Source organism: Comamonas badia DSM 17552 (assembly GCF_000484635.1).
Lineage (GTDB): Bacteria > Pseudomonadota > Gammaproteobacteria > Burkholderiales > Burkholderiaceae_C > Comamonas_C > Comamonas_C badia.
Genome location: NZ_AXVM01000004.1, coordinates 341,488 through 355,052, shown reverse-complemented (window position 1 = coordinate 355,052; position 13,565 = coordinate 341,488). Strand labels below are relative to the sequence as shown.

Genomic DNA, 13,565 nt, shown 5'->3' with positions numbered 1-13,565 from the left:
GCGGCATGGGCCAGTGGATCACGATCAAGGGTGCCGACGGCTTTGCCGTGCCAGCCTGGCAGGCGGCGCCCGAGGGTACGGCCCGGGGTGCCATCGTCGTGCTGCAGGAAATCTTCGGGGTGAACGCGCATATCCGCACCGTTGCCGACCGGCTGGCCGCGCGCGGCTGGTGGGCGCTGGCGCCGGCGATGTTCGAGCGTGTGCGCCCCGGGGTGGATCTGGGTTACAGCGCCTCCGATGTCGGCGTGGGCGTGGCGCTCAAGGCGCAGGCCGAGGCGCTGCCGGCGCCTGGCGTTATCGCCGACATCCAGGCCGCCATCGACCATGCGGCGCAGGCCAGCGGGCGCAAGGTGGGTGTCACCGGGTTTTGCTGGGGCGGGCTGCTCACCTGGCGCGCGGCCGCGCTGTGCACCGGCCTTGCGGCCGCGGCACCCTACTACGGCGGCGGCATGACGGGCGAGGCCGAGGCCGCGCGCCAGCCGCGCGTGCCGCTGATGGCGCACTTCGGCCGGCGCGACGCGCATATTCCCGTGAAGGGTGTGGAGGCCCTGGCCGCGGCGCACCCGGAGATCACAGTGCACCTGTACGACGCGGACCACGGCTTCAACTGCGACCAGCGCGGCAGCTACGACGAAGCGGCTGCCACGCTGGCGCGCGATCGCACGCTGGCGTTTTTCGAGAAACACCTCGCATGACCGGAATACTCGGCCGCTCAGTGCGCCCCCGCCGCTGCTGCCGAGCCACCGGGCGCGCCTCTTTTGGGCGCATCGGCCAGCCACACCAGCGGTACGAGCAATAAAAACAGTACCGCCGAGGCCCAGTTCACGTCGTTGGCCGCGAGCGTGAAGGCCTGCTGCGTCACCAGGCGCTCCACCTGCGCCAGCGCCTGTGCGGGCGTGAGGCCCAGCGATTGCAGTGTCTGCAGCGCATCGTTCAAAGGCCCGTAGCCGCTGTGCAGGTGCTCGATCAGGTTGGCGTGCGCCAGGGTGGCGCGCCGCTCCCAGAGCGTGGTGGTGACCGAGGTGCCGACCGCGCCGGCGGTGATGCGCACGAAGTTGGTCAGGCCCGAGGCCGCGGGCACGCGGTGCGCCGGGATCTCCGAGAGCGTGAGCGTGACCAGCGGCACGAAGAAGAAGGCCACCGCCGCGCCCTGGATGATGGTCGGGATCATGATGGTGCTGAAGTCGGCCGTGGTGGCAAAGAGCGAGCGCATCCACAGCACCAGCGCGAAGACGAAGAAGGCCACGGTGGCGTAGCGCCGCGGGTCGACCTTGCCTATGCTTTTGCCGACGATGGGCGAGAGGACCATCGCCAGGAACCCCACCGGCGCCATCAGCATGCCGGCCGAGGTGGCGGTGTAGCCCATGTACTGCTGCAGCCACAGCGGCAGCAGCACCACGTTGCCGAAGAAGATGCCGTAGCCCACGGCGGTGGCGATGGTGCCGGCCCAGAAATTGCGGATCCTGAAGAGCGAGAGATCGACGATGGGGTGTTCTTCGCCCAGCTCCCAGATCACGAAGGCGATGAGCCCGAACACGGCCGCGGCCGCGAAGCCTATGACCATGCTGGAGGAAAACCAGTCGTGCTCCTTGCCGATATCCAGCATGATCTGCAGGCTGCCCACGCCCAGGATCATCAGCGCCAGGCCCATGGCGTCTATCGGCAGCTTCTTCGTGGCGGTTTCGCGCTCGGCGTAGATGGCCATGGTGCCGATGGCGGCGACGATGCCCACGGGGATGTTGATGTAGAAAATCCAGGGCCAGCTGATGTTGTCGGTGATCCAGCCGCCCAGGAGTGGCCCCATCACCGGCGCGATCAGCGTGGTCATGGACCACATCGCCATGGCCAGGCCTGCCAGCGCGCGCGGGTAGCTGGAGAGCAGCAGCGCCTGCGACAGCGGAATCATCGGCCCGGCGACGAAGCCCTGCACCACGCGCGCGGCGATGAGCAGCGGCATGCTCGGCGCCAGGCCACACAGGAAGGAGGCGGTGAGAAACAGCAGCACGCTGATGACGAACAGGCGCACCTGCCCGAAGCGCTGCGCCAGCCAGCCGGTGAGCGGCACCGAGATGGCGTTGGCGACGGCAAAGCTGGTGATCACCCAGGTGCCCTGGTTGGGGCTTACGCCCAGATCGCCGGCGATGGCCGGCAGCGATACGTTGGCGATCGACGTATCGAGCACGTTCATGAACGTGGCGGCCGAGAGCGCCAGCGTGCCCCAGGCGCGCGCCGAGCCCGAGAGCGGCGCGAGCTCGGGCCCCGCGGCTTGCGATGTGGCCATGGTGGTTTCTCTTCAGTGCCTCAGTGGCTGCCGAGGTTGGCGCGGATGATGCGGCCGATCTCGGCGTCGGCGTCGCCATCCTGCGTGGCGTAGACGGCGGTCTGCGCCAGCGGCTCGGCGCGCGGTGCGGTGGCCAGCTGGGCGCCGTTCTGGTCGCGCGTATCGACGGTGACGAGCATCGACAGGCCCAGGCGCAGCGGGTGCCTGGCCAGCGGCTCGGGGTCCAGCGCGATGCGCACCGGAATGCGCTGCACCACCTTGATCCAGTTGCCGGTGGCGTTCTGCGGCGGCAGCAGCGCAAAGGCCGCGCCCGTGCCCACGCCCAGGCCGGCAACGCTGCCGGTGTAGCGCACGCTCTCGCCGTAGAGATCGGCCGTCAGCGTGGCGCGCTGGCCGATGCGCAGGTTGCGCAACTGCGTTTCCTTGAAGTTGGCGTCCACCCACACGCCGTGCAGCGGCACCACGGCCATCAGCGGCGTGCCGGCGGCCACGCGCTGGCCCAGCTGCACGCTGCGCCGCGCGATGAAGCCGTCCACCGGCGCGGGCAGCGCGGTGCGGTGCGCCGCCAGCCAGGCCTGGCGCAGTTGCGCGCTGGCGGCCTTGACGCTGGGGTGTTCGGCAATCTTCACGCCCTGCGTGAGCGCCTGGTTGCTGGCGAGCTGCTCGCGCGCGGCGGCCACGCCGGCGCGCGCGGCAGCCTCGCCGGCGCGTGCTGCCTCCAGCTGGGCGCGTGCGGCGGTCTGCGCGCTCTGTGCGTGCTTGAGTTCTTCGGCGGAGACCGCGCCCTGCGCCCCCAGCTGCAGGCGGCGCTGCACGTCCTGCTCGGCGCGCTGCAGATCGCTGTGCGCCGCCGTCTGCGCGGCAACCGCCTTGGCGACATTCGTCTCCTGCAGCTTGATCTGCGCGGTCAGCGTGGCGTTGTTGGCGTAGAGCTGGCGCACCTGGCGCACGGTCTGGGCCAGGTTGGCCTCGGCCTGCTTCAGCGCCACGTCGGTGTCGGCCGGGTCCAGCTGCACCAGCGGCGTGCCGGCGCGCACGAGGTCGTTGTCGTCGGCCAGGATGGACATCACCGTGCCGCCGACCTGCGGTGTGATCTGGATGATGTTGCCCTGCACGTAGGCGTTGTCGGTGTCTTCCTGGTGGCTGGCGACGAGCAGGTCGTAGGCGCCCCAGGCAACGCCGCCGATGAGGGCGACGATGACGAGCAGCGCCAGGCGTTTGCGGCGGCTGGTGGGGGCTTGCGCCGCGGGGGCGGAAACTTCGGGGGCGGTCATGGTGAATGCGGAAGTGGGTGCGGGCGTGTGGCCTGCGATGATTTGAAAAAGATAGCTGTCAGCGCTTGATGGATATGCGCAAATGCCGGTTTTGCTTCAGTTTTTTTGTGGCTGGTCCAGCGCCATGGCGTTGTCCTGCAGCCGGGCGAGCATGGCGCGCAGCTGCGCTTCCTCGGCGCTGCTGAAGCCGTGCAGCAGTTCGTGCTGCACCTGGGTGAGCATGCCGGGCAGCTGGGTGGCCACGCGCTCGCCTTCCGGCGTGAGCGAGATTTCCACCACGCGCCGGTCGGTGCGGCAGCGCTCGCGCTGGCACAGGCCCTTGGCCAGCAGCCGGTCCACCAGCCGCGTGAGCCCGCCGGTATCCAGGCCGCAGCGGCGCGCCAGCTCGGATGCGGTGGCGGGCGAGCCATGCAGCAGGCACAGCAGCGGACGCCATTGCGCGTCGGTCAGCCCCAGAGGCTCCATGCGGCGGTCCACCGTGGATGCCAGCTGCGTCACCAGGCGGCGCAACTGCCGGCCAATGCTGCTGTTCGCGTCGTAGGGGGTGGCGGAGGGCGAAGCGCAGGCGCCTGCCAGGGTTTCGGGCATGCCGCATTATATTTGCATAATCAATAACTGCTCAGGCAAATAAATGCAGCCGGAGCCGTTCCCGCAGCCTGTCCTGCGCCCGCTACCCGTTGGCGTGCCGCTGGCGCGTGGCTTCGCGCAGCGCCTTGGTGCGCAAGGTTTCCAGCCAGTGGGGCAGTCTCAAGCGGCGCCCGGAATCGGCAAGGTCAGAAACTTCCCCGTTCCTCGTTGCCGAGCGCATGCGGCAGGGTCTTGGGTTTGGCTGCCGCTGGCGCGGGGTTTGGCGCGGCGCGCCCGATACGCAGCGCCGCCGCGGCGTTTGCCGGGGCGCGCGGCTGGGCGCCCGGGTCCTGCGGGCCGTCCTGCAGGCGGAAGGCGGAGACCGACCGCACCATGTCCTCGGCCTGGCTTTGCAGGCTGCCCGCGGCCGCCGACATTTCCTCGACCAGCGCGGCATTCTGCTGCGTCACCTGGTCCATCTGCGAGATCGCCTCGCCGACCTGCGCCACGCCCTGGCTCTGTTCGGTGCTGGCGGCACTGATCTCGCCCATCAGGTCGGTCACGCGGCGAATGCTCCGGACCACGTCCTGCATCGTCGTGCCCGCCTTGTCCACCAGCGCCGTGCCCTGGTCCACGCGCTCGACGCTGTCGGCGATGAGCTGCTTGATTTCCTTGGCCGCTTCGGCGCTGCGTCCGGCCAGGGCGCGCACCTCGGTGGCCACCACGGCAAAGCCCCGGCCCTGCTCGCCCGCCCGCGCCGCTTCCACGGCGGCGTTGAGCGCGAGGATGTTGGTCTGGAAGGCGATGGAGTCGATGACCGAGATGATGTCCGCGATCTTGTGGCTGTCGTCGCTGATGGCGCGCATGGTCCGCACCACGTCGGCCACCACCTGCCCACCGTCTTCCGCGACGGTGCTGGCGCCGTGCGCCAGCTGGTTGGCCTGCTGCGCGTTGTCCGCGTTCTGGCGCACGGTGGCGTTGAGCTGCTCCATGGAGGCGGCGGTTTGTTCCAGCGCGCTGGCCTGTTCCTCGGTGCGCGCGCTCAGATCCAGGGTGGCCTGCGCGATTTCGCCGCTGGCCGACGCCACGCTCTCGGAGTTGCCGCGCACGCCCGACACCACCGTGTGCAGGCTCTGCACCATGCGCTGCAGCGCCGCCAGCAGCTGCGCCGTCTCGCTCTTGCCGCGCGCGTCGAGCTGGATCGAGAGATCGCCCGCGGCCACCGCCTCGGCCGTTTGCACCGCCTGGCGCAGCGGGCGCGTGATGGCGCGGATGATCGACAGCGCCAGCGCGGCCGACAGGACCAGGCCGACGATGAGCGCCGCCCAGATCGCCGTTTGCGTGCCTTGCGCGCTGGCCTGGGCCGTGACGGATTCTTTCGCGAGCACCTGGCCCTGGAAGGACTGCAGCGCGGTGATGGCCTGGCGGTAGCTGGCCAGCACGGGCCGGGCGGTGGTGGCCAGATAGGTCTGCGCCGAGACCACGCCGCTCTTGTAGTACTCATCCATGAAGCCGTCCTGCACGGCGACGTACTGCGCGCGCTGGGCCAGCACGGCGGCCAGCAGTTGCTGCGCCTGGGGTGCCGCCATCGCGGTCTTGAAGCCTTCGAGGATCTCGCCGATGCGCGCACGGGCCTGCGGAATGCGGGCCTTCGCGTCCTCGAAGTCCTGGTCGGTGGCGACGGTGAGGATGTCGCGCATCGCCACGTCGATCGCGCCCAGTTGCTGCTCCACCTCGTGCATCATGATCACGCGCGGAATGCGCTCGTTGGTCACGCGCGCCACGCTGGCCGCGAGTTCGGCGCTCTTGTACAGCGCCACGCCGCCCACGACGATGAGCAGCGCGCACATCAGTGCGAACCCCAGCGCCAGCCGGGTCGAGAATTTCATGTCTTTCATGGGGAATTCCTGGAGGGTGTCCGCCGGATGAATCCGGCGGCGTTTTCGTCGGCGCATTGCGCGGCGCGCATTGTAACTAACGGTTAATGACGAGGCCGGGGCGGTGCGTCGGAGTGTGCACGCACGGTGCGCTGCGCCAGCGATGTCGGCCAAAAAAAGGCCGCCCGGCCAGCGGGCGGCCTGGCGTGCGCGGCGGTCAGCGCAGCGCCTTGACCTGATCGGCCGTCACCAGCTTGGCCTGATTGCCCCAGGCGGTGCGCTCGTGGTTGGCGATGTCGGCCACGTCGGCATCACTGAGCTGCGCGGCAAAGGGCGGCATCGGGCTGGGGTAGCTCACGCCGTCGATGACCTCGCCGCTGACGCCGTGCAGGATGGAACGGATGTGCTTGGCCCCGTCGGCGGCCAGCACGGCGGGGTTCTTCACCAGCGGCGGGAAGGCTCCGGGCAGGCCCTCGCCACCGGCCTGGTGGCAGGCGGCGCAGGTGCTGGCGTAGAGCTGCGCGCCGCGCCCGGCGTCGAATTTGTAAGGGCCTTCGGCCGCAGGGGCCACGGCCGCCGGTGCAGCGGCCGCATGGCCTTCGATCTTGGAGACCTTGGGCTTGACGAAGTTGTCCGGGTTGCCGATGCGCAGCGAGCCGGCCGCGCCCTTTTCCAGGTGGGCGAAGGAGTGGTCAACGAAGACGTAGTTGCCGACATCCGGAATCACCACGTCAAAGACGATGCCCTCGCCCGGGCCCACGCTGTAGGTGGATACGCCGTTGAGCGCGTGCTTCGGGTTGCCGTCCGGGTAGACCTTGTCGAAGATCGCGCCGATCACGTGGAAGGCGCTCCACAGGCTGGGCCCGGCGTTGACCACGTACAGGCGCACGCGCTCGTTGGGCTCGGCGGTGAGCGGGTGGTCCTGGTACTGGAAGGCCACGCCGTTGAAGGCGACGATGTCGGGCTGGATTTTCTGCATCTTGGCGAAGTCCGGCCCCATCAGATTGCCCGAGACCTGCTGCGTGTACCACTCGCTCTGCACCAGCACGTATTCCTTGTCGGCCCTGGGGCGCGGGTCATCGATCGGGTCGACGATGATGGCGCCGTACATGCCGTTGGCCATGTGCAGCAGCACCGGCGGCGTGCCGCAGTGGTAGACGAAGGTACCCGGCACCTTGGCCTCGAAGGTGAATTCGATCTGCTCGCCGGGGTTGATGTCGGCGAAGCTGGTGTTGGGCGGGGTGAAGGCCGAGTGGAAGTCGATGGAGTGGTGCATCGAGGCCTTGTTGGCCAGCACCACCTTCACCATCTGGCCCTGCTTCACGTGGAGGATCGGACCGGGCACCGTGCCGCCGTAGGGCCAGGCCTGGTACTTCACGCCGCTGGCGATTTCCACCGCCTCGTCGGTGATGTCGATGTTGAGCACCACCTCCTTGTCCTTGGAGAGCGGCGGCAGCGTGGCGTCGTACGCCTTCTTGACCGGCTCCTTGCTCATCAGCTGCAGCGGCGAGACGGCGGCGGCCGCCGCCGCCGGCGTCGGCGCCTTCACGTTCAGGCTGCTCTGCAGGCCCGCCACGAGGAAGAACACCACGGCGGCGACACCGGCGAGGATGCCGGTCTGCGCCCACCAGCCGACGCGCGGCGCGTCCGAAAGGCGCCGCTCGCGCCATTCGGCGACCCAGCTCCAGGCGGGCCATTTCAGCTCGATGAAGTAGTCCAGGCTGTAGGGGCTGGTGCCGCCGCGGTGGTTGATCGCGATCAGCACCGCGAAGATCAGCAGGTAGATGATGCCCACGCCGGTGTTGGAGGCACCGATGGTGTACGGGCCGCCGAAGCCGCCCGCCGTGCTCCAGATGAGCAGGCTGTAGAGCGCGCCGATGACGTAGACCGTGCGCCTGGCAAAGCCGAAGAGCAGCGCCAGCGCCAGCGCCGTCGTCGCCAGGCGCGTGAGCCACAGGAACAGGCTGGCGTTGGGCTCGACGATCGCGATCCAGGTGTCGAACCACCAGGCCGACCAGGCGGGCTGCCCTTCGGCGGCGTTGCGCAGGTAGCCGGCGTAGTTGGCGCTGAAGCTGGGCAACCAGGTGAAAGCCGCGTTGACGATCCAGATGATGCCGAAGGCCACGCGCAGCGCGGCGGTGGACAGCGCCGGCCAGGCGTCGTGCGATGCGTTGGGGGCGGGGGCTTGTGTCACAGGTGCTTCCTTTCTGCAGACAAGAAATCAGGGTGTCTGTCCGGCGGCAAGCACAAGGGGGCTTTGGGTCCCAATTGGCTCCCCGCGCCGGGCGCGGGCGTCGGATAGGCGCAAGGGGTTCAGTTGCGCTGCTTGAGCCAGCGTGCCGCGTCCAGTGAAAAATAGGTCAGGATGCCATCGGCCCCGGCGCGCTTGAATGCGAGCAGCGCCTCCATCATCACGGCGTCATGATCGAGCCAGCCGTTGGCGGCTGCGGCCTTGAGCATGGCGTACTCGCCGCTCACCTGGTAGGCAAACGTCGGCATGCGGAATTCGTCCTTCACGCGGCGCAGCACGTCAAGGTAGGGCATGCCGGGCTTGACCATCACCATGTCCGCGCCCTCGGCGATATCGAGCGCCACCTCGCGCAGCGCCTCGTCGCTGTTGCCCGGGTCCATCTGGTAGACGTTCTTGTCGGCCTTGCCCAAGGCGCCGCGCGTGCCCACGGCGTCGCGAAACGGCCCGTAGAAGCTGCTCGCGTATTTGGCGCTGTAGGCCATGATGCGGGTATGGATCAGGTGCTGCGCCTCGAGCGCGCGGCGCACGGCGCCAATGCGCCCGTCCATCATGTCGCTGGGCGCGACAATGTCCACGCCCGCGTGCGCGTGGGTCAGCGCCTGCTGCACCAGGATTTCCACCGTCTCGTCGTTCAGGATGTAGCCGGTGTCGTCCAGCACACCGTCCTGGCCGTGGCTGGTGTAGGGGTCCAGCGCCACGTCGGTCATCACGCCCAGCGCGGGGAACTCTTTTTTGAGAGCACGCACCACGCGCGGAATCAGGCCATCGGGGTTGGCGGCCTCCTTGCCGTTGGGGGTCTTGAGATCGACCTCGATCGCCGGAAACAGCGCCAGCACGGGAATCTGCAGCTTGACGCATTCCTCGGCCACGGGCAGCAGCAGATCGAGGCTCAGGCGATCGACGCCCGGCATCGACGGCACCGCTTCGCGGCGCTTGCTGCCCTCGTGCACGAACACGGGGTAGATGAAATCATGCGGCGTAAGAACCGATTCGCGCACCAGGTTGCGCGAGAAGCCGTCGCGGCGCAGGCGGCGCGGGCGATTGGTGGGGAACGGAGTGGGACTGGATAAATGCATGGGCCGATTGTGCGACAGACGCCGCGCAGGGTTACGCTATCCCCCCATGGAACCTGGGTTTGCAACTGCCGCTGAGGAACAGCGTTGGAATGCCGAGCAGCTGGCGCAGCCGGTGCAGGCGCCGCGCTTCGCCGTCTGGAGGTATGCCGCGCCGGCCATCGTGCTGGGCTGTTCGCAGCGCCAGCAGCTGGAAGGTCTGGTGCAGCGGGTGCCCGAGGTGCGGACCCTGGTGCGCAGTTCGGGCGGCGGTGCGGTGCTCACGGGGCCGTGGATGGTCAGCAGCTCGGTGGTGCTGCCACCCGATCACCCCTGGGTGGCTGGCCGCATCAACGAGAGCTACCGTGGGCTGGGCGCGGTGTACGTGGATTTGCTCGCCCGGCTGGGCGTTGCCGCGCGGGCGCTGCCGCCGGGCGAGGTGGCAGCGGCCGATGCCCGGCTGGGCGCGCCCATCGCCTGGGCCTGTTACGGCTCGCTGGCGTCATGGGAGGTGGTGGATGCGGCGGGCGGACGCAAACTGGTCGGTCTGGCGCAGCGGCGCCAGCGCCATGGCGTACTGCTGGTGGCGGGCACGCTGGTGACGCCGCCCGACTGGGCGCTGCTGTGCCGCGCGCTGGGCCACGAAGCGGACGAGGCGGCGATGCGCCAGCGCACGGTGTCGTGCAGCGCGCTCAAACCGGATTTCGTCGATGCAGCCACCTACGCCGCGCGCCTGCAGGCGGCGCTGGCGCTCGCGCTGACGTAGCTGCCCCTGTCCTGCGCCGCAAGGCGCGTCATCGCCGCGCGGCGCGGTCATCCTTCATGCGGCCGTGAGCGCGCCCCACAGCGCCGCCAGCACCAGCGCCACGGTGGGCAGCAGCGTGAGGATGAAGCCCACGGCGCGGCTGTTCGGGTCCCTGGTGTATTCAAAACGGTAGAGCACGCGCCCGACGAGCCAGAGCACGCCTATGCCGGCGATCACGTTGGGCGACCAGTACTGCCCCGCCAGAAACAGCGCGGGCAGAAAGGCGACGAGCTGCTCCAGGGTGTTCTGCTGCACGCGGAAGGCGCGCTCGAACGCCGGATCGCCCGTGGTCGCCGGCGCCACCACGCGCCCTTGCATGCGCTGGCGCCCCACGAGCACGGTGAAGGCGATGTAGAGCAGCACCGCCAGCAGGGCGACGACGTGGATGGGGTTCATGGTGTTCCTTTGCAATAAATAAACCGTGTTTGCGCTTATCTGACGTACGCTGTCAGCTATTCATATTGTAGTTTCGTTGCTTGTTCGTAGGCGGCGCGCAGCTGCCACGCAGCGTGCCCCCAGCGCTGGTCGGGCGGCAGGTAGCGCAGCCAGGCCAGGCGCGTGGCGGCCTGCTGCACCGCGGCGCGAAACGCATCGCCGCGCACCGGCTGGGCGAGCCACTGGGCCCACAGCGCCCGCGCCGGATCGCGCGCGCCCGCCAGGTGCAGCAGGCCAGCCGTGGAGAACAGATAGGCCAGCGCATCGCGCGCCTGCCCCTGCGCCGGCGCCAGCGCCAGCGCGGCGGCAGGGTCGTCGCGCAGATCGGTGAAGCCGATCACGCCATCCGGGCAGCGCACCATGGCGTGCGCGAACGCCCGGCCCACGCACAGCCCTTGCGCATGCGCGGTATCCAGCGCCCGCAGCCCCTGCTGCCAGAGCGTGAGCATGGCGCCGCTGCCGGCGGGCATGGCGGCTTCGATCTCCTGGTGCAGCGACGGGGCGCCGGGCCTGCTGCCGCGCAGGTCGCTCATCAGGAAGGCGTCGTCGGCGGACGCCAGCACGCGGGGCACGCGGATGCCGCGGGCCGAGAACGCTTGAAGGCGTGCGCGTTCGTTGGCCATGGCGGTGCGCGCATCCGCCGGGGGCGAGGGCCGCAGCATGGGCAGCCGCGCGGCGCGAGCGATCAGCCCCAGCAGGCGGCGGCGCAGGCCGCGGTGACCGTACGCGCCGCGCCTGAGCCAGACACGCTCCCCTTGCCACTCGTATGCGGCCAACGGCACCGATTGCAGCGGTGCCTGCCGGGCGAGAAAGGCGGCGTAATCAACGGTGCGGGCGTGTTCGGGCATGGGCGGCGCGATGATAGGGGGAGCGCGGTGCCAACGGCGCGGGCATGGGCACTTGTACCGATGCGCGATCCGGCGTTTTGCCGCACCATGCATGGTCAATCGCCGTTTGCCAGAGCGCCATGAAGCCTTTCCAGCAAGCCCATATCCAGACCGTGCTCCAGGTGGCGGAGCGCGGCGTGAACGCGCCCGGCGTGCAGCACGACCGCCTGATCCGCGAATCCTGGCTGCGCTGCGTGACCGAGCACGGCCTGGAGCCCACGCGCATGCAGGAGGCCATCATCGTGCCGCGGCAGCGCCTGCGCGAGCACCAGGAACAGATGGAAGCGCTGCTGCAGATCGCGCGCCATGGGCTGGAATCGCTCTACGGCCAGATGGCGGGGCTGGGTTATTGCGTGCTGCTGACCGATGCGCGCGGCGTGACGGTGGACTTTTTGGGCGACCTGCAGACGGAACCCGGCCTGCGCAAGGCCGGGCTGTACCTGGGGGCGGACTGGAGCGAGGCGGTGGCCGGCACCTGCGGCGTGGGCACCTGCATCAGTACCGGGCAGGCGCTGACGGTGCACCTGAACGACCATTTCGACGCCTGCCACATCCCGCTCACCTGTACCACGGCGCCGGTGTTCGACAGCCAGGGGCAGCTGCGCGCGGTGCTCGATGTCTCGCGGCTCAGCTCCTCGCAGCCCAAGGCCAGCCAGCACCTGGCGCTGCAACTGGTGCAGCGCGTGGCCAACGACATCGAAGACGCCGCCTTCCTGCAGCGCCACCGGCGCGACTGGGTGCTGCGCCTGTCGGGCGCGCCGCAGTTCCTCGACGTGCAGCCGGAATTTCTGCTGGCGCTGGATGCGGCCGGGCGCGTCGTCGGCCACAACCAGCGCGCGCACCGGGCGCTCGCCGATGCCTGCGCGGGCGGCTTGCTGGGCGCGTCGTTTGAATCGCTCTTTGGCCAGCCGCTGGCGCAGATCGGGCGCTTTGTCGCGGCCGAGCCGTCCGACCGGCGCGCGGTGATGTTCGCCGGCGGGCCGCGCCTGCTGTTCCTCTCGGCCACGCCGCCGGCGCAGGCGCGTGCGCTTGCGCCGGCGCAGGTGGAGCAGGCGGCGATTCCCGCGCCACTGGCGCAGCTTTCGGCGGGCGATGCAGCGCTGCAGCAGCAGATTGCACGCGCGGCGCGGCTGCTCAATTCGCCGATCAACCTGCTCATCACCGGCGAGACCGGCACGGGCAAGGAATACTTCGCCAAGGCGGTGCACAAGAGCAGCGCGCGGCGCGCGCGCCCCTTCGTCGCCGTCAACTGCGCGGCGATCCCCGAGGCGCTGATCGAGAGCGAGCTCTTCGGCTACGTCGGCGGCAGCTTCTCCGGCGCCTCCGCCAAGGGCAAGCGCGGCCTGATCGCCGAGGCCGAGGGCGGCACGCTGTTTCTGGACGAAATCGGCGACATGCCGCTCACGCTGCAGACCCGGCTGCTGCGCGTGCTCTCCGAGCGCGAGATGCTGCCCGTCGGTGCCACGCGCGCGGTGCCCATCAATGTGCGCGTGATTGCCGCCACCCATGCGCCGCTGGAGCAGCGCGTGCGCGAGGGGCGCTTTCGCGACGATCTGTACTACCGCTTGAACGGCGCGCACATCCCGCTGCCGCCGCTGCGCGAGCGCAGCGACCTGCTGGCGCTGATCGAGCGCTGGGTGGCGGGCCGCCGGTTTTCGCCGGCTGCGCAGCAGCGGCTGCTGCACTACCCCTGGCCGGGCAATCTGCGCCAGTTGCGCAATGCGCTGGAGTACGCCACCCACATCTGTCCGGAAGGCGAAATGGGTGTGGCCGACCTGCCCGAATGGCTGGTGCACGCGCCGGTGCTGGCGCAGCAGGAGGCAGCGCCGCAAGGGATGGCCGAGGCGCAACCCGCCGAGCCCGATTGGTGGCAGGTCTTGCAGGACCTTGGCTGGAACGTCAGCGCCGCCGCGCGCCGGCTGGGTCTGTCGCGCATGACGCTGTACCGGCGCATGCAGCGCGCCGGCCTGGCGCTGCCGCGGCGTGGGCAGGCGGCTGTCACAGGGCGGTGACAGCTGTCACTGGTGCGCCTCAAATGCCGTCACAGGGTGACAGCGCGCCCCGGGTTTTGATTCACCTTTGCCTGCCGGTTGCGCTGAAAACCCCGGTGGCATGGATCGTGTAAGTCCCTGTCTG

Annotated in this window: 11 protein-coding genes; 3 read left to right on the top strand and 8 right to left on the bottom strand. The window is 69.6% G+C overall.

The window, feature by feature from the left end; translation table 11 throughout:
* Nucleotides 1-5: 5 nt before the first annotated feature.
* Nucleotides 6-695, top strand: a complete 690-nt coding sequence (locus K320_RS0110955; RefSeq protein WP_024538880.1) for a dienelactone hydrolase family protein — start codon at nt 6-8, stop codon at nt 693-695.
* A gap of 17 nt (nt 696-712) precedes the next feature.
* On the opposite strand, the gene K320_RS0110950 is transcribed toward K320_RS0110955, so the two are convergent.
* The 6 genes from K320_RS0110950 to hemB all read right to left on the bottom strand — a co-directional run bounded on the left by K320_RS0110950 (nt 713) and on the right by hemB (nt 9,326).
* A complete protein-coding gene (locus tag K320_RS0110950) occupies nt 713-2,281 on the bottom strand; it encodes a DHA2 family efflux MFS transporter permease subunit (RefSeq protein WP_024538879.1) in 1,569 nt (522 codons plus the stop codon).
* Nucleotides 2,282-2,301: 20 nt separating this feature from the next.
* Nucleotides 2,302-3,555 carry an HlyD family efflux transporter periplasmic adaptor subunit gene (locus K320_RS0110945; protein WP_024538878.1) on the bottom strand — a complete coding sequence of 418 codons (1,254 nt, stop codon included), beginning with the start codon at nt 3,553-3,555 and terminating at the stop codon, nt 2,302-2,304.
* Nucleotides 3,556-3,651: 96 nt separating this feature from the next.
* Nucleotides 3,652-4,143 (bottom strand): MarR family winged helix-turn-helix transcriptional regulator, encoded by a 492-nt coding sequence (locus K320_RS0110940; protein ID WP_024538877.1) that lies wholly within the window; start codon nt 4,141-4,143, stop codon nt 3,652-3,654.
* A gap of 185 nt (nt 4,144-4,328) precedes the next feature.
* Entirely contained in the window at nt 4,329-6,011 is a 1,683-nt protein-coding gene (locus K320_RS0110930; protein ID WP_084301246.1) for a methyl-accepting chemotaxis protein, read from the bottom strand.
* A 205-nt stretch (nt 6,012-6,216) separates the two neighbouring features.
* Nucleotides 6,217-8,193, bottom strand: a complete 1,977-nt coding sequence (locus K320_RS0110925) for a multicopper oxidase domain-containing protein (RefSeq protein ID WP_024538875.1) — start codon at nt 8,191-8,193, stop codon at nt 6,217-6,219.
* Nucleotides 8,194-8,312: 119 nt separating this feature from the next.
* Nucleotides 8,313-9,326, bottom strand: a complete 1,014-nt coding sequence (gene hemB / locus K320_RS0110920) for a porphobilinogen synthase (RefSeq protein ID WP_024538874.1) — start codon at nt 9,324-9,326, stop codon at nt 8,313-8,315.
* A 46-nt stretch (nt 9,327-9,372) separates the two neighbouring features.
* On the opposite strand from hemB, the gene K320_RS0110915 reads away from it, so the two are divergent.
* Nucleotides 9,373-10,068 (top strand): lipoate--protein ligase family protein, encoded by a 696-nt coding sequence (locus tag K320_RS0110915; RefSeq protein WP_024538873.1) that lies wholly within the window; start codon nt 9,373-9,375, stop codon nt 10,066-10,068.
* 54 nt (nt 10,069-10,122) lie between these two features.
* On the opposite strand, the gene K320_RS0110910 is transcribed toward K320_RS0110915, so the two are convergent.
* Both K320_RS0110910 and K320_RS0110905 read right to left on the bottom strand, forming a co-directional pair.
* The gene (locus K320_RS0110910; protein ID WP_024538872.1) at nt 10,123-10,503 is read right to left on the bottom strand and encodes an MAPEG family protein; all 381 of its coding nucleotides are present in this window, start codon (nt 10,501-10,503) and stop codon (nt 10,123-10,125) included.
* 56 nt (nt 10,504-10,559) lie between these two features.
* Nucleotides 10,560-11,390, bottom strand: coding sequence for a hypothetical protein (locus tag K320_RS0110905; RefSeq protein WP_024538871.1), 831 nt, complete (start codon nt 11,388-11,390; stop codon nt 10,560-10,562).
* 119 nt (nt 11,391-11,509) lie between these two features.
* On the opposite strand from K320_RS0110905, the gene K320_RS0110900 reads away from it, so the two are divergent.
* A complete protein-coding gene (locus K320_RS0110900) occupies nt 11,510-13,441 on the top strand; it encodes a sigma-54-dependent Fis family transcriptional regulator (protein ID WP_024538870.1) in 1,932 nt (643 codons plus the stop codon).
* Nucleotides 13,442-13,565: the final 124 nt, after the last annotated feature.